Raw genomic sequence first — 15,199 nt, 5'->3', positions numbered from 1 at the left:
GTCGTGGCTCGTGGCTGGATCGAGGAATTGCCTCACGGTGATTTAGGTAGGCCATTTTCATTCAGTCGTCGGAATTGCCTGGCGATTGTCTCGAGCGGGTCGATTTGCATGATGGTCGTGCCCAGAGGGGCAAGATCAACAATGCTTGTTTCGATGTAAGTGCGGTCGAGATTTGGGTCCGAGTACGTGGCAGTCACTGTGTAGCGCTTTGGGCGGGAAGACGTTGGGTCGACAGCTTCTTTCGCGAAGTCAAGCAGGTATCGGAGTGACTGACCCGGACCGAGCATTCCAATTTCAAATTCGCCTGAGAAGACGGTGTCGAGGGCGTCCTGCACTAGATCCGGTTCTCCAGCCACCTTGCCACGCCCGCTTGTCTGAAAAGGCGGGTCAGCCTTGAGATGAATATTCCGTCCAGGCGTCCTGCCGACGCTCTGCACGACGATGTAGGCCATGCCTTCGGAGGGGCTGGACTTGGGATCGGAGGGGGCTATCGCCATTAGTTCGATCGAAACAGACACGTACGGACGCGCCTCGGCCTCCGCAGCCTCCGCGGCCCGATCTGCGGCAGCGGCTGCTAGTTCATTCGCTTCCCTGCCTAGTTTTAGCTGCCTAAGCGTGAAAGCCAGCGCCGCAGCTGCGAACAGAAGTGTGAGGACCGCCGCCAGCGCCTGCCACTCATCTGCAGTGGGCCACCCGGATATTCGCCACCATGCTGGCCCTGGTCCCGTACTCACGAGCGAAGCCTAGCTGCCAGGGGCAGTGCTGATGGGTGACTCAGCGTCGGGACTTAACGTGCCCATAAACCGCTGCCTAGATGAGGACTGCCGCCCGATAGCCAATCGGTCTGAGGGCAGCCAGGGTCCATCTCGCAACCAACCTCGGAGATGCTTGTCGTGGCTGCCGCTTGGGAGACATGGCTGCGTCACGTGCTCATTTTGAGGTACTGCGGGGGAGTGGCCGACCGTCGAGACCTCGTATCCCTAGGGTTGCGAGATGCGCCAGGGAGGCTCGTCGGTTGTGCGGTGAGCAATCGGCTATCGGGGCGGATTGCAGGGGTGAGGCACTTCGTCCGCGAGAGCGAGTCATACGCTTCCTTTATGGCCAATCGTCCAAACGAGCGCATCGTACGAGCCATGCACTTGGCGAGCGAGATATCCACCGCCACCGAGCATCTCGCCCTCGGACTGAATCAAGCAGCGAACCCTGCCTGGCAAGCGCGCCAGCCGGGTGCGGCGTTCACGCAGCTATCGCAAGGTGTCGAGCGATTACTCAAGGTCACCTACTTACTCAGCGAGGAGAGCGCTGGGCGCGCAGTCGATCCGAAGTTCGGCGCCGGAGCCGGAGGGCACGCCATCAGCGACTTAAATACCCGAGTCCTCTCGACTTTCGCCGCCGCCTCCGAGTCGGCCGCTCCGTACCTACGCGAACTACTCGCAGATACGATGAAAGACCCCTACTGGCGGGACGTCGTCACCGCATTGGACGCGTGGGCCGCGACCTCCGGCCGCTACGGCGATCTCGACGCACTTCGTGGGAGAGCGTCCCAGGTAGATCCAGCTTGGGCACCGTGGGAAGAAGCGGAGCGCCGAGCGATAGCGGAAGGGGAAGGATGGGGAAACTTGTCGGAGGAGGCGCTGACTGCCAGCAGACTTCTCGTTCTGCACAGCGTCATGCGCTGGTGGCACACCCTCTACAGATGTTGGCAGCATGGACTCGTCGGGGCGGACGGAAAGACGTTCGCTAGCGACGTCAGTCCGCAAAACCTCCACTTGGACGCAGTGCTCGCAGATCTGGTCGCCCGACGTTAGGCCGTCCTGATCGACCGAGTAAGACCTGTAGACCATCGGCTACCGAACAGCCTTACGGCGTGCTAACCGCTGCCCTTCTGGAGGGCGTATCGCACCACGGCGAGGTCCTCGTCGTGACGCTGCACAATGTTCGACCGGCGCACCTCGAAGTCGCTCATCGGGACAATCACGAGCCTGATCCCGTGCGCTGGAATCAGCTCGCGTCGACGGTCGTCGTAACGCTTCCGCTGCATGCCCCGGTGCATACCCGAGACGGTCATCACGTCTCGCTTGTCGAAGTGCCGCACCTGCTCGGTGTGCTGCTTTTCGTGGAACTCCACCACGAGCGCACGGTCGGGCCAGTACGCATCGACGGGCAGGGTCATCCGTCGCCCGGTGCTAGGCGACGGGTCTCCTTCGAGCCACTCGAACCGATGCTGCCGAAGGCCCGTGCTTCCGAGCACCTCGTCGCACAGCCCCAGCACGTACTCCTCGTTCTGCTTCGCCATGCCCTGACAGTAGCGGCCGCGCTCGTGGCTACTTCGCCTTGCGCTGAGCCCTGAGCCGCGCCTTCAGCTTCGCGTTCTGTTCCTTCAGCCGCTTCTTCTGCTCGCGGAGCTTGCGCTTCTGGTCGGCGTTTTTGGTGTCCTTCGCCTTCTCACGCGGTGTGCGGTTGAGCGCGCCTTTGGTGCGGGGCATGTCCAGGTCCTCCCGACGGGTACTAATGCTCGGAGCCTATCGAGCAACGCTCGACTCGGCGTATGGCGCGCACTGGACCGCCACTGAGCCGAGCGTCGCGCTTGGGACGTTGAAACCGGCGGAGGCTACGACCGCGGGCTGTCTGCCCGAGGCCCGCTGAAGCGCATCAGGTGCCATCATTGCGCGCCCCTTCAATGAGCGTCGCGATGTAGTACCGAATGGCACAACTGATTGTTCGCTTGAACGGACTCGTGGACGGCGCCCGATAGCCGATGGTCTTCTGGGCGTCGGCCCAGCGTGTCAGCGCGTCACGACGAGCGACAAGGCCACGACGAGTGCAACCACCATGACGAAACCTGTGGTGACCAAGAGGCGGACCTTGAGCCGGGCCCAGGGCAGAGCTACGAAAGCCGCGGCAACAACGGCTGTTCCGATCCCCATGCTCTTGATGGCCTGAGCCACCCCCTCAGCAACCTGCGCCTCTGACTCACAGCCCGTGATGGCCGTGCCACACCACCCGATGAAGCCCGGAATCGCAGTGAAAGTTAGTGTGCCCACGGCGAGGGGGCTCATCCAGGCCCCATGCGCGGCCGTGAGAGTCGCGCAGCTCGGCCGTTGCTCCTCACGTGACATGACACTCCTCGGCAACAGGTTACGAAGCTGACGAATCTGGCGCGCTCCCCAGTGAAGGGGGAAGAGTCATACCCGATAGGGGATCGATCACCGGCCGAGGTCGAGAGACCGTAGGTTGTGGCAATGACCGACGATGAGCGTATGAGGCTGGCGCGGCGTGCCGCCGTCGTCCCGATGTGCTTCTACGCGGGGGCTGGCGTGTTCTACGGACTGGGCCTTCTACGCGTGGATTGTGCCGATTGGTGGGTCTTGTTCTCCGTCGGGACACTGCTTGCAGTCGCCGGTGCCTACGCCTTCGTCCGAGCTCGCCGGGCATCGCATCGGCGCTAGAGCGTTTCTTTGCCGCAGTTCGGACAGACGATGTAGCGGTCATGGGTCTCGTCGCTCTACCGCCCGCTAGGGGATCGTTCACCGAGATCCGTGTCGGACTGACCTATCGAGACGGCCGACGCTCCGTAGCTGCGGGGGAGTGGCCAGCCTCCGCGATTAGTCGGTGATCGATCGCCTAACGGACGCCAAAGAAGAGCAGGCTGGCTCTTCCAGACACGCTGCGGGAGGGTTTCGCTGTCCTGTGGCTACGCACTGGGTCGGAGTGCAGAGAGCTCCTAATGTTAGTGCGCTACTAGTGGTCGGTGGCTAACGTTTCAATCCGGTACCCATTGCGGTGGTAAAACACCAACCAACCTTCTGCTGTCACCGTGTTGATCGTGGAACGACCATCCTCAGGATCAATTTCTCGCTCTATCAGATTGGCTTTCTGGAATACCGTTACGTAACCGGAGCCCTGCTGCTGGTCATCAAAACCGTATTTTGACTCGAACTCGGAAGAAGCTGCGCGGCCTTGGCCCTCGCGGCAAATTCGTTCGAAGAAGGCCCAGGCTGCGGGCTGTGCGCGGGCCGTATTGGAGGCCTTCTCGGCCTCATAAGCCAGCCAAGTCATAAGCAATTCCGTCCGCCCCTCGGCGTTCGGAAAAGCGTTGTCGGGAAACTGGTCTCGCAGCCAGAAAGTGAAATTCTGTGCCCACGTCATTGTTTCGCGCAGATTCTGGTTCAAGATGCGATAGAGAGTGCGGAATGCCTCGGGAGTGAGGGGGGCTACGGCTACAAGGCTGCCAAAGCGCTCAATACGGAGCTTCACTGCTTCGACAGCTGCGTCCTCCGTCAGCGCAGGAATACGAGTTGGCGGCATGAAGCTTCCGCTCAACCTTTGAGTCCGGGCCCGACTAACGATGCCGCGTGATCCGCACAGCACCCATCGAATTCCAGGAGTCCCCAGAACTCGATCGCGTAGAACATCAAGCATCCTGGTGGCATCACCGACCTTGCCGGCAAGCTCCAGATTGTCCAGGATGCAGACGACGCCACCCTCTCCGCCAGCGTAGGCGTCCATGAGGACTTGTCTTATGGCCGCCGGCAGACCGCTCTTTGCAAAGCCTTCCGATGTATTGGGTTCGTGTCCTGCGCCAGCGCTGGCATTTGCGAATGCAACGCCTCCGCCTGCCTGCCAGCTCTTGTATTCCGGTTTGGTTAGCCAGTGTTCCAACGCACCCAAGTCCGGGGCGTTCAGGCCGACGCTCTCGAATTTATCCGCATGGTCAATGAGCGTTTTTAAGATGATTCGGTAGACCTCAGCTTCAAACTCATCGCCGTCTAGACGAATTTGAATCGTGCCCGATGCCGGAAGCCATAGCTCTTTCGCTTTCGCCTCCAAGGAGGATTGAAGCAATTTATACGAAGCTACGTTCAGGAGACTGGTTTTGCCTGCACCAATTGGACCTTCAAACGTGGGGCTCGCAGAATCGGTCGCTATGCGCTCCATAGCGGTCTGTAGAAGGTCATCGCGACCTGCCAGCAGTTTGGCGTCGTCAGCCGTCGCGGTAAGCGTCCTCTGGTTATAAGGATTGCCGTTAAATCCGAATTTTGACCATACGTCGTGCAGCGCCATGTGTACGACCATAGGGGCAAGAGGGGGCTCATTGTTAGATTCCCGCGTGGAACGCACTCGCTCGTCAGATGCCCGGGTGAAGAACTCCTGGCCCTGGGGGCGATGACAATTTTCTAGCAAGTTTGTTCGCGGGCCCATACATTGATTCCGAGAGCCCCCGGACGTAGCCCGGTTGGGTGAACCGGGGGTCGCCACCCCTCATTACGGGCAGGACCAGCCTGGGATCGAGCTTGCTCGGTCCCAGGTGTCGGGTGCGGGGTGTCAGTGGGGAGATTTACGCTCCGGCGTGGGAGTTCGAGGGTCAGGTGAAGCGGCGGCGAAGATTCTGCGCCGGCCGATCCCGACGCACCCGCTCGCGGTGCCGCCGGCACCGGGACAGTTCGGTGTGTGGCAAGTCCGGCGGGTGCGTTCTGCGCCTCTCGGGTACGTCCTGTCTCGCCCCGAGCTGGGCGGCATCGCCTACCACTGCTACGCCCACGGCCGAGACGATGCCGGCGGCCGGCCCTGGCTACGCCGGGAGGACAGCCTGAATAGCGCCGTCGCGTGGATGATCCAGCACGAGGCCGAGCTGTCGGCCTGACGGGCCGGCTGCACCCCGAGCCGGATGAGTGGCCGTCGTGACCGCGGGTAGCGCCCGGGCATGAGCTGGTTCGTCAGGCACCGCCCCAAGGGCGACACGAGCGCCGAGGCCGTGGCCGTCGAGGTGAACGCCCCCACGCCGGCCGATGCGATCGACCAGGTGCGCGCCACGCTCCCTGAGGATCGCATCGTGACCTCGGTCGCTCCCTACTGAGCCCGTGAGAGCCGTCATGGGCCGCGCGTAGTTTGGCTCCGGTCAGCTTCCCCCCCAAGCTGACCGAGAGCCGCCGGGCGGTCCCTAACCCGCTAGGCAGCAGCAGCCCCCGCATTCCGGCTCCCCCCAGCCGGGCGGGGGCTTCTTCGTGCGCGCCGACCGTTCTCGAGTCCGGTGCCAGCCCAAGGCACGGCCCGCTGCGCGGTCCGGGGGAGTCGCTGCGCTCCCTCGTAGCCACCTAAGGGACTCCGTTCAAGTGGCTACGCCACCGGCTCCTCCGAGATTTTCGGCACGCGGTCGCAAGCTGCCTTATTTCGCGCCGAAATTCTCTCCCCTGCCGCCCTCCGGGTTGCACTGCGCCCTGCGGGTAGCCTCTGCTCATGACCGCGATCTCGGCCGGCATCGCCGTCGTCTTCCTGCTGCTCTTCGCCGCGTCGCGTCGGCGGGACGCCCGGCGGTTCCGCAACGGGGTGTTCCTCTTGATGGCCGGGGGCTTCGGGGTCGTCGCCGCCGCGAACGTCCTCGTCGCGGCGTTCCCGCCGCTCGTCTTCGTGTTCCTCGTCGCCGTGGCGCTCGTGCCCCTGCTCGTCCTCGCGCTCGCCGTCTTCGCGATCGCGAACGGCGTCACCATGCTCCGGTCCGAGGGGCGCAGCCTCGGCAACCTGCTGTCGTTGCTGGTCGGCATCGCGCTGATCGGCGTGCCGTTGCTCGTCGTCGTGATCGTCGAGGCCGGTCGCCGGTCGGACGTCGCGGCCCTCCAGGACGCAGCCGTGGGGCTCGGCATCGTCGTGGTCTTCGTCACCGGCTACGCCGCGCTCACGTTCGCCGCGTTCACCCTGTGGTCGCTCGTCTACGCCCGACCCCGGGTGCGGGAGCAGCCCGACGCCCTGATCGTGCTCGGCTCCGGACTGATCCGCGGCGAGGTGCCGCCGCTGCTGCGCAGCCGACTCGACCGGGCGCTGGCGATCTACCGCGCGACCCCCGAGGGCGTGAGGCGGCCGGTGCTCGTGCCGTCGGGCGGTCAGGGGGCCGACGAACCGCGTCCCGAGGGCGAGGCCATGGCCGAGTACCTGATCGCCCAGGGGGCCGACCCGGCCGACGTGCTGCCCGAGACCGAGTCGCGCTCGACCCGCGAGAACCTCGTGCTGTCGGGGAAGGTGCTCGCCGACGCCGGTCGGACCGGGTCGACCCTGGTCGTGACGAACAACTACCACGTGCTGCGCGCCGCGCTGCTGGCGCGGGACGCCGGCAGCAGCGCCGACGTGGTCGGGGCGCCCACCGCCGCGTACTACGTGCCGAGCGCCTTCCTGCGCGAGTGGGTCGCCGTGATGGTCGAGCACAAGCTGCTCAACGTGCTGCTGATCGCGCCGTTCGTCGTGCTGCTCGCGTCCCTGCTGGTCTACGCGCGCCTCTGACCCGCCGGCGCCGCGCCTCCCGGTCAGGACGGTCGCGTCGCCGTGCCCTCGTCGACGGCGAGCTCGGCCGCGGTCTCGTCGCGCGCCCGGACGGCGGCCGCGTCGCCGTCGTGCTGCAGGCGGTAGTGGAACCGGCCCGCCCCGAGCACGGGCAGCGCTCCGGTCACGGGCTCGGGCTCGCCCCCACGGACGCGGCGCACCCGCAGGTGTTGCCCGCGGACGAGCCAGACGATCGCGACGCCGGCCGCCACGAAGCCCGACGCCGCCGCGACGCCGATGGCCCACCGCGGTCCGGCGACGTTCGCGACCCAGCCGACCATCGGTGCGCCGAGGGGCGTGCCGCCGGTGAAGACGGCCATGTAGAGCGCCATGACGCGCCCGCGCATGCGGGGTGCCGTGGTCAGCTGCACGGTGGCGTTCGCCGTCGTCATCAGGGTGATCGAGGCGAGTCCGACGGTGACGAGCACGGCCGCGAAGCTCCAGTAGGTCGGCATGACGGCGGCGACGAGGCAGGTCACGCCGAAGGCCAGGGCCGCCGTGACGAGTACGCGCCAGCGGGGCTTCTCACGTCGGGCCGAGAGCAGGGCGCCGACCAGCGACCCCACCGCGATCGCCGACGACAGCAGGCCGAACCCGCTCGCGTCGACACCGAACTCGACGCTGGCCATGGTCGAGGTGAAGATGGCGAAGTTCAGGCCGAAGGTGCCGATGACGAAGACCATGACGAAGACGACGACGAGGTCGGGCCTCTCGCGCACGTACCGGAACCCCTCGCGGATCTGGCCCTTGGCCCGCGACACGGCCGGCTTCAGCTCGAGCTGGGCCACCCGGATGAACCGCAACGACAGCAGCACGGCCGCGAACGAGCCGGCGTTGATCAGGAACACCCACCCCGTGCCGATCGTCGCGATCAGCACGCCGGCGACCGCGGGGCCGACCAGGCGTGCGCCGTTGAACGACGCCGAGTTCAGGCTGACGGCGTTCGTCAGGTGGCCGGGGGGCACGAGTTCGGACACGAAGCTCTGCCGCACCGGGGCGTCGATCGCGGCTGCGACGCCGAGCAGGAGGGCGAAGAGGTAGACCATCCAGAGCTGCACGCTGTCGGTGAGGACGAGCACGCCCAGGCCGAGCCCGAGCAGGCCCATGCTCAGCTGCGTGACCATCAGCAGTCGCCGCCGGTCGAACCGGTCGGCGATCAGCCCCGTGATCGGCACCATCAGGATCGGCGGGGCGAACTGCAGCGCCATGGTGATGCCGAGGGCCGTGGCGTCGTTGTCGGTCAGGTCGGTGAGCACGAGCCAGTCCTGTGCCGTGCGCTGCATCCAGGTGCCGATGTTGGACACGAGCGCCCCCGCGAACCAGAGGCGGTAGTTGAAGAGCGACAGGCTGCGGAACATGGCGCTCACGAGCGGGTCAGCTTCCGCAGGATCTCGGTGGCGTCGGCCAGGGTGCGGCGCTCGTCGGCGGTGAGGGCCGAGAGGCGGGGCACGAGCCACTCGTCCCGACGTCGACGCGTCTCGAAGACGAAGGCGGCGCCGGCCTCGGTCGTCTCGAGCAGCACGCGGCGCTTGTCGTCGTCGTCGACCGTGCGACGCAGCAGCCCGGCGTCGACGAGCTTGCCGACGGTCCGGTTCATCGACGGGGGAGTGACGCCCTCGTGGGCGGTCAGCGCCCCGATCGTCAGCGGTTGGTTCTGCACGACGTAGCCGAGGGCGGCCATCTGGGCGTCGGTGACGTCGGCGTCGGCCTTCTGCTGGCGCAGGCGGCGGGCGAGCCGCAGCACGGCGCCGCGCACGTCGGTCGCGAGGTGGGCGTGCGGCACGGCCCGGGTGGCGGAGGGGGCGGGAGGCGCGGAGTCGGTCATCGCCGGGCCACGATACTCGTTTAGTTCGGCTAAGTAAACGTCTGGTCGCGGTCCGGGTGCGACGCGACCCCCCGGGGCGCCCCGCGCCTAGGCTCGTGCCGATGAGAGACGACGACGTCCCGGCCGAGCCGAGCCGCCCCTCCTGGTTGTCCGCGAGGGGAGCCGTGCTGACGGTGGCGATCGTCGTGGGCATCTCGCCCTTCGCGACCGACATGTACATCCCCGCGCTGCCGGCCATCGCGCGCGACCTCGGGGCGTCGACGGCCGAGGTGCAGCTCAGCCTGACGGCGTTCCTCGTCGCGTTCGCGGTCGGGCAGATCGTGATCGGGCCGGTCAGCGACGGTCGGGGCAGGAGGCGCATCCTGCTGGGCGGGACCGTCCTGTTCGCCCTCGCCTCCCTCGCCTGCGCCGTGGCTCCCGACGCGGCCACCCTCGTCGTCGCGCGCGTCGCGCAGGGCCTCGGCGGCGCGGCGGGCTCGGTGGCCGCCCGGGCCATGGTGGGCGACGCGACGACGGGCCTCGTGCGCAGCAGGCTCTTCGCGACGCTCGCCGCGATCAACGCCGTCGGCCCGGTCGTCGCCCCGCTCGTGGGTGGTGTCGTGCTCTCCGTGTCGAGCTGGAGGGCGACGTTCGTCGTGCTCGCGGTGCTCGGGGCCGCCCTGACCTGGGCGGCCGCGCGCCGTCTGCCCGAGACGCTCGTCGACCCCGAGCCGGGTGCGGGCTCGCTGGTCGCCTCGCTGCGACGGATGGGCACGCTGCTCGCGATGCCGCGCTTCCGGTGGTACCTCGTGACAGGGTGCGCCGCGACGATCGGGTTCTTCTCGTACATCGCGACGTCGTCGTTCGTCTTCCAGGAGCAGTACGGCTTCGGCGAGGGCCTCTACACGCTCGTCTTCGCCTCGAACGCGTCGTGCATGATCGCCTCGACCCTGGTGTTCCGCCGCCTCGTCGGGCGCTTCGCCGAGGACCACCTCTTCACCGTGGGGCTCGTCACCTGCACCGTGGGGTCGGCCCTCGTGCTCGCGGGTGCGCTGACCGGCGTCGGCCCGGCACTGATCTGGCCCGCGCTCGCCCTCGTGACGGCGGGCTGGGGCTGGGTCATCCCCGGGTCGATCACCCTGACGCAGGCGCTCGGGCACCGCGCGCCCGGCACGGCCGCCGCGCTCGCGGGCGGCCTGCAGTTCGGGCTCGGCGGGGCCGCGACCCCGCTCGCCGGGGCGCTCGGCGGCACCGCCGTCGTGATGGGCGCCCTGATGCTCGGGTTCATCGCCGCCGGTCTCGCCGTACAGCTGTGGGCGTCGTCGCGAGGCGGGGCACCGGCGACCTGACCCCGGGAGCCCGACCCGCGCCTCCTGCCGTCGATCCGGGGCTGGTGCGCCGGCCCGGGTGGTGCCACCCTGGGCTCGACGCCGTCCGGCGCCGTGACCCGAGGAGGCCCCCGTGACCGTGCAGCTCACCCCGTACCTGGCGTTCCGCTCCGAGACGAGGGAGGCGTTCGACTTCTACGCCTCCGTCTTCGGCGGCAGCCCCACCTTCAGCACCTTCGGCGAGTTCGGCGTCGGCACCCCCGACGAGGCCGAGAAGGTCATGCACGCCCAGCTGGCCACGCCGTCGGGCCTGCTGCTGATGGGGGCGGACCGCCCCGACTCGTACCCGCTCGAGGAGGCGAGCAGCGTGTCGCTCTCGCTCTTCGGCGGACCCGACGACGCCGAGACGTTGACCGGATGGTTCGATGCGCTCGCCGAGGGCGGCACCGTGCACGAGGCCCTGTCGCAGGCGCCGTGGGGCGACTCGTTCGGCATGCTCGACGACCGCTTCGGCCAGCACTGGATGGTCAACGTCGGCGGCGCCGCGGCCTGAGCCGGGGCCGCGGCCTGAGCCGGGGCACGCCCGTCGGACGAGGAGGCGCGGTGGCGGTCGCGGAGGACGCCCCGCCCGCCCTGCCTGCCAGGGTCGCCCCACCTCAGTCGCGTCCGAGCCGACCGATCACGCTCTCGTCGAGTCGGGCGAGCAGGTCGGCCACGTCGTCGTAGACCTCCTCGGCCCCCGCCTCGACCAGCTCCGCCCGAGAGAAGCCGCCGCTCAGCACGCCGATGCAGGTCACGCCCGCCCGGTGCGCGGCCTCGACGTCCCACACGGCGTCGCCGACCATGACGGCGCGTTCGGCCGACACGTCCGCTTTGTCGAGGGCGACCTCGACAGTGCCCGGGTCGGGTTTCGCGGTCTCGACGTCCTCGCTCGAGGTGACGGCCCAGAGGGCGTCCTCGACGTCGAGCAGGTCGCGCAGCGCCTTCAGCTCCTCCTCGGGCGCGCTCGTGGCGAGCACGACGCCGTGCCCCCGGCGAGCGAGCTCGGCGAGCAGGTCGGTCGCCCGCCCGAAGACGTGCAGGTCGCCCCGCTCGCCGAGGTGCTCGGCGTAGTGGCGTGAGTGCGCGTCCTTGGCGTCGTCGAGGAGGCGCGCGGCGGCGTCCTTCCCGACCAGCCCCTCGACCAGCAGGGACGAGTCCTTGCCGATCGACCGGTGGATGCGCCAGCTGTCGACGGGGTGGCCGACGTCGGTGAAGGCCCGCGACCAGGCGTCGACGTGCGCGAAGTTCGAGTCCACCAGGGTGCCGTCGATGTCGAAGAGGACGGCGGTGGACGGAGGGGAGGACGTGGGGGAGGTCATCCCGCCACCCTGCCCCCGAACGAGCGAAGGTGCACGGACTGCACGAGATCGGCCCGGATCAAGACGACACCTGTTGCTCATGGGGCCCTGCGGGCGTACGTTCGCAGACGGGCTCGTCGACGAGCCCGACCGGCCCCGACGGTCGGCCCACGAACGAGGAAGGCACGCACCATGGCACGGTTCAGCGACAAGACGGCACTCGTCACCGGCGGAGGCAGCGGCATCGGCGCCGCGATCTCGCGCTCCCTGGCGGCCGAGGGGGCATCGGTGGTCGTCACCGACATCAAGCTCGACGCGGCGCAGGGCGTCGTCGACCAGATCGTCGCCGCGGGCGGCACGGCCGTGGCGTTCGAGCAGAACACCGCGAAGCCCGAGCAGTCCGAGGCGGCCGTCGAGTTCGCGAAGACGACCTACGGTGCCCTCCACCTCGCGGTCAACAACGCGGGCATCGGCGCCCCCGCCGCCGACATCGGCGAGTACGACATCGCCGCCTGGGACCGCGTCCGCTCGGTCGACCTCGACGGCGTCTTCTACGGCCTGCGTTACCAGCTGCCCGCGATGGTCGAGGCGGGCGGCGGGTCGATCGTCAACATGAGCTCGGTGCTCGGCTCGGTCGGCATCGCCCAGAACGCCGCCTACGTCGCGAGCAAGCACGCCCTGGTCGGCCTGACCAAGGTCGCCGCGCTCGAGTACTCGAAGCGCGGCGTCCGCACCAACGCGGTCGGCCCCGGCTTCATCGACACGCCCCTCGTCCGCGCCTCGCTCGAGGGCGACGCGCTCTCGTACCTCGAGTCGCAGCACGCGACCGGTCGCCTCGGGACCGACGCCGAGGTCTCGGCGCTCGTCCTCTTCCTGCTGAGCGACGAGGCGTCGTTCGTCACGGGCAGCTACCACCTCGTCGACGGCGGCTACTCGGCGCACTGACGACGGTCCCTCAGGAGGCGCGGTGCGGGGAGTCCTGCGCCGCGCCTCCGCTGCCGGTCCGCTTCAGCCCGGCTTCAGCGCGCTCCCGCCATGATGGGCACGACGCGCACCCGGCGCGACCGAGGGAGGCCCCGTGCGCGTGCTCGTCGTCGAGGACCAGGCGACCCTGGCCGAGGGTCTGCGGCTCGGGCTCGAGGCCGAGGGGATCGCGGTCGACGTCGCGGCGACCGGCACCGACGGGCTCTGGCGGACCCGTGAGGGCAGCTACGACGTGGTCGTCCTCGACATCATGCTGCCCGGCATGAGCGGCTACGCCGTGTGCCGGGCGATGCGCGAGGGAGGCGACTGGACCCCCGTCATCATGTTGACCGCCAAGGACGGCGAGTGGGACCAGGTCGAGGCCCTCGACACCGGCGCCGACGACTACCTCACCAAGCCGTTCTCCTTCGCCGTCCTGCTCGCCCGGCTGCGCGCCCTCGTCCGCCGCGGTGCCCGTGAACGACCCGTGGTGCTCGAGGCCGGCGACCTCCGCGTCGACCCCGCCTCGCGGACCGTCCACCGTGGCGACGTCGAGGTCGAGCTCACGAGCCGCGAGTTCGCGGTGCTCGAGTTCCTCATGCGTCACGCCGGCAGCGTCGTGACCAAGCGCGAGGTGCTCGACGGGGTCTGGAACGACGACTTCGAGGGCGACCCCAACATCGTCGAGGTGTACGTGCGTCACCTGCGCAACAAGGTCGACCGGCCGTTCGGCCGAGAAGCCATCGTCACGCTCCGGGGGGCGGGTTACCGTCTGGAGGCGCGGGGTGGCTGAGCGGGCCCCTCGCCGCCCGGCTCCCGGGCACGGGCCGTCCGCCGGCACCGGGCCGCGTCGGGTGAGACGGGCGTCGCTGCGGTCGCGCATCACCGTGGCCGCCGTGCTCGCCGTGGCGCTGACCCTCGGGGTGTTCGCCCTCGTCTTCGCGCTCGTGCAACAGGCCGTGCTCGCCGACGCCCCGCGCCAGGCCGCCTCGGCCGACGTGGACCGCGCCGTGTCGGCCCTCGAGATCGGTTCGACGCCGAGCGTGGCCGTCGCGGGCGAGACGGACGGGTCCCTGGTCGTCGTGACCGACGCGTCCGGGCGCGTGCTCGCCGTGGGAGGCGACGACGACCTCGCCGACGTCGCCTCGTCGATCGCCTCGTCCGGTTCGGGGGACCGGGTCTCGCTCGACGGCGACGAGTTCGTCGTCGAACGTGAGGACGTCGGTGTCGAGAGCACCGCGACGCCGACACCGGCCGCGTCGACGCCGACCCCGACGCCGACGCCCACGGGTGACGACGACGACGCCGACGACGACTCCGGGTCGGGCGGCTCGCGCTCCGACGACGGCGAGGCGGACGACGACGCCACGTCCTCCGCCGACGACGCCACCCCCGTCCCCACCCGGGTCGTCACGACCGGGTACGGCGTCGTGGCCGCGCGCTCCCTCGAGGAGGCGAGCGCCGCCTCCTCGGCCAGTCTCGTCACGCTCGGCGTGGCGATCCCGATGGCCCTGCTCGTGCTGGGCGTCACCACCTGGCTCGTCGTGGGCCGTGCCCTGCGCCCGGTCGAGTCGATGCGCCGCGAGGTCGACACGGTCACGGCCCAGAGTCTGTCGCACCGGTTGCCCGACCCGGGCGGCGGCGACGAGATCGCCCGCCTCGCCCGCACGCTGAACGGCATGCTCGACCGGCTCGACTCGTCGGCGACGGCCCAGCGGCGCTTCGTCGGCGACGCCTCGCACGAGCTGAAGACGCCGCTCGCCACCATCCGGCAGCACGCCGAGGTCGCGCTGCTGCACCCCGGCAGCATCGACGGCGCGGCCCTGGCCGGCACCGTGCTCGGCGAGGAGGCGCGGTTGACGGCGCTCGTGCAGGGCCTGTTGGTCCTCGCCAGGGCGGACGAGGGCGCCCTGGGCGTGACCCGCCGCCCGGTCGACCTCGACGACCTCGTGGTGTCGGAGACCGCCCGCCTGCGCGGCGTCGCCCGTCCCGACGGTCGGGGGCCCCTCGCCGTCGACGCCACGGCCGTCGGCCCGGCTCGCGTCGACGGCGACGAGGGACTGCTCGGCCAGGTCGTGCACAACCTCGTCGCGAACGCGGCCCGGCACGCCGACGCCCGCGTCGCCGTGGCCCTCGTCGAGCGCGACGGAGGCGTGGTCCTCACCGTGGACGACGACGGCGCCGGGGTGGCCGAGGCGGACCGCGAGCGGGTGTTCGACCGGTTCGTGCGCCTCGACGAGGCCCGCGCCCGCGACGCGGGCGGCAGCGGACTGGGGCTCGCCATCGTGCGCGAGATCGTCCGGGTCCACGGAGGCGCGGTGTCGGTCACGGCCTCGCCTCTCGGAGGTGCCCGGTTCGTGGTCCACCTCCCCGCCGGTCCCGCCTGACCCGAGCGCCCCACCGCGCTGTCGGCGGGTTCCCGTCCTGCCGGGCGGGTGCGCGCCGACCCGCCG

Annotated in this window: 17 protein-coding genes; 9 read left to right on the top strand and 8 right to left on the bottom strand. The window is 69.1% G+C overall.

The features are described 5' to 3' along the window. Positions 1 to 32 precede the first annotated feature (32 nt). A complete protein-coding gene (locus ACIOSR_RS06800) occupies positions 33 to 518 on the bottom strand; it encodes a hypothetical protein (RefSeq protein WP_402752164.1) in 486 nt (161 codons plus the stop codon). 579 nt (positions 519 to 1,097) lie between these two features. On the opposite strand from ACIOSR_RS06800, the gene ACIOSR_RS06795 reads away from it, so the two are divergent. After that, on the top strand, positions 1,098 to 1,808 hold the full coding sequence (locus ACIOSR_RS06795; protein ID WP_402752163.1) for a hypothetical protein: 711 nt from the start codon (positions 1,098 to 1,100) through the stop codon (positions 1,806 to 1,808). 62 nt (positions 1,809 to 1,870) lie between these two features. Here the strand turns inward: ACIOSR_RS06795 and ACIOSR_RS06790 are convergent, their stop codons facing one another. The 4 genes from ACIOSR_RS06790 to ACIOSR_RS06775 form a co-directional block, all read right to left on the bottom strand. Continuing rightward, positions 1,871 to 2,296, bottom strand: a complete 426-nt coding sequence (locus tag ACIOSR_RS06790) for a hypothetical protein (RefSeq protein ID WP_402752162.1) — start codon at positions 2,294 to 2,296, stop codon at positions 1,871 to 1,873. 28 nt (positions 2,297 to 2,324) lie between these two features. Then, complete coding sequence (locus ACIOSR_RS06785; protein ID WP_158613152.1) at positions 2,325 to 2,486, bottom strand: hypothetical protein; 162 nt, start codon at positions 2,484 to 2,486, stop codon at positions 2,325 to 2,327. 300 nt (positions 2,487 to 2,786) lie between these two features. Beyond that, positions 2,787 to 3,059, bottom strand: coding sequence for a hypothetical protein (locus ACIOSR_RS06780; RefSeq protein ID WP_402752161.1), 273 nt, complete (start codon positions 3,057 to 3,059; stop codon positions 2,787 to 2,789). Positions 3,060 to 3,741: 682 nt separating this feature from the next. Continuing rightward, positions 3,742 to 5,064: a hypothetical protein gene (locus ACIOSR_RS06775; RefSeq protein ID WP_402752160.1), complete on the bottom strand. Its 1,323-nt coding sequence runs from the start codon at positions 5,062 to 5,064 to the stop codon at positions 3,742 to 3,744. Positions 5,065 to 5,467: 403 nt separating this feature from the next. On the opposite strand from ACIOSR_RS06775, the gene ACIOSR_RS06770 reads away from it, so the two are divergent. From ACIOSR_RS06770 to ACIOSR_RS06760, 3 genes are all read left to right on the top strand, one after another. After that, positions 5,468 to 5,644 (top strand): hypothetical protein, encoded by a 177-nt coding sequence (locus ACIOSR_RS06770; protein WP_402752159.1) that lies wholly within the window; start codon positions 5,468 to 5,470, stop codon positions 5,642 to 5,644. A 60-nt stretch (positions 5,645 to 5,704) separates the two neighbouring features. Continuing rightward, positions 5,705 to 5,857: a hypothetical protein gene (locus ACIOSR_RS06765; RefSeq protein WP_192124153.1), complete on the top strand. Its 153-nt coding sequence runs from the start codon at positions 5,705 to 5,707 to the stop codon at positions 5,855 to 5,857. A 380-nt stretch (positions 5,858 to 6,237) separates the two neighbouring features. Continuing rightward, the gene (locus ACIOSR_RS06760) at positions 6,238 to 7,272 is read left to right on the top strand and encodes a YdcF family protein (protein WP_056047348.1); all 1,035 of its coding nucleotides are present in this window, start codon (positions 6,238 to 6,240) and stop codon (positions 7,270 to 7,272) included. A 23-nt stretch (positions 7,273 to 7,295) separates the two neighbouring features. On the opposite strand, the gene ACIOSR_RS06755 is transcribed toward ACIOSR_RS06760, so the two are convergent. Together ACIOSR_RS06755 and ACIOSR_RS06750 are read right to left on the bottom strand one after the other, a co-directional pair. Then, complete coding sequence (locus ACIOSR_RS06755; RefSeq protein ID WP_159825865.1) at positions 7,296 to 8,678, bottom strand: MFS transporter; 1,383 nt, start codon at positions 8,676 to 8,678, stop codon at positions 7,296 to 7,298. After that, the gene (locus ACIOSR_RS06750) at positions 8,675 to 9,136 is read right to left on the bottom strand and encodes a MarR family winged helix-turn-helix transcriptional regulator (RefSeq protein WP_055978010.1); all 462 of its coding nucleotides are present in this window, start codon (positions 9,134 to 9,136) and stop codon (positions 8,675 to 8,677) included. The genes ACIOSR_RS06755 and ACIOSR_RS06750 overlap by 4 nt, the downstream gene beginning before the upstream one ends. Before the next feature lie 101 nt (positions 9,137 to 9,237). On the opposite strand from ACIOSR_RS06750, the gene ACIOSR_RS06745 reads away from it, so the two are divergent. Together ACIOSR_RS06745 and ACIOSR_RS06740 are read left to right on the top strand one after the other, a co-directional pair. After that, complete coding sequence (locus ACIOSR_RS06745) at positions 9,238 to 10,464, top strand: multidrug effflux MFS transporter (RefSeq protein ID WP_402752158.1); 1,227 nt, start codon at positions 9,238 to 9,240, stop codon at positions 10,462 to 10,464. 112 nt (positions 10,465 to 10,576) lie between these two features. Further along, the gene (locus ACIOSR_RS06740) at positions 10,577 to 10,996 is read left to right on the top strand and encodes a VOC family protein (protein ID WP_402752157.1); all 420 of its coding nucleotides are present in this window, start codon (positions 10,577 to 10,579) and stop codon (positions 10,994 to 10,996) included. A gap of 103 nt (positions 10,997 to 11,099) precedes the next feature. Here ACIOSR_RS06740 and ACIOSR_RS06735 read toward each other — a convergent pair whose 3' ends face one another. Further along, positions 11,100 to 11,804 carry an HAD family hydrolase gene (locus ACIOSR_RS06735; RefSeq protein WP_402752156.1) on the bottom strand — a complete coding sequence of 235 codons (705 nt, stop codon included), beginning with the start codon at positions 11,802 to 11,804 and terminating at the stop codon, positions 11,100 to 11,102. Between the two features lie 171 nt (positions 11,805 to 11,975). Here ACIOSR_RS06735 and ACIOSR_RS06730 point away from each other — a divergent pair, with 171 nt between their 5' ends. From ACIOSR_RS06730 to ACIOSR_RS06720, 3 genes are all read left to right on the top strand, one after another. Continuing rightward, positions 11,976 to 12,728: an SDR family NAD(P)-dependent oxidoreductase gene (locus ACIOSR_RS06730; protein ID WP_056047333.1), complete on the top strand. Its 753-nt coding sequence runs from the start codon at positions 11,976 to 11,978 to the stop codon at positions 12,726 to 12,728. 133 nt (positions 12,729 to 12,861) lie between these two features. Then, the gene (locus tag ACIOSR_RS06725) at positions 12,862 to 13,539 is read left to right on the top strand and encodes a response regulator transcription factor (protein WP_277960005.1); all 678 of its coding nucleotides are present in this window, start codon (positions 12,862 to 12,864) and stop codon (positions 13,537 to 13,539) included. Next, entirely contained in the window at positions 13,532 to 15,133 is a 1,602-nt protein-coding gene (locus ACIOSR_RS06720) for an ATP-binding protein (protein ID WP_402752155.1), read from the top strand. Before ACIOSR_RS06725 ends, ACIOSR_RS06720 begins: the two co-directional genes overlap by 8 nt. Positions 15,134 to 15,199: the final 66 nt, after the last annotated feature.

Origin of the sequence: Frigoribacterium sp. NPDC087798, from assembly GCF_044742985.1 — a bacterium.
Lineage (GTDB): Bacteria > Actinomycetota > Actinomycetes > Actinomycetales > Microbacteriaceae > Frigoribacterium.
Note: the sequence above shows the minus strand (reverse complement) of the source record. Positions and strands in the feature narration are given on the sequence as shown.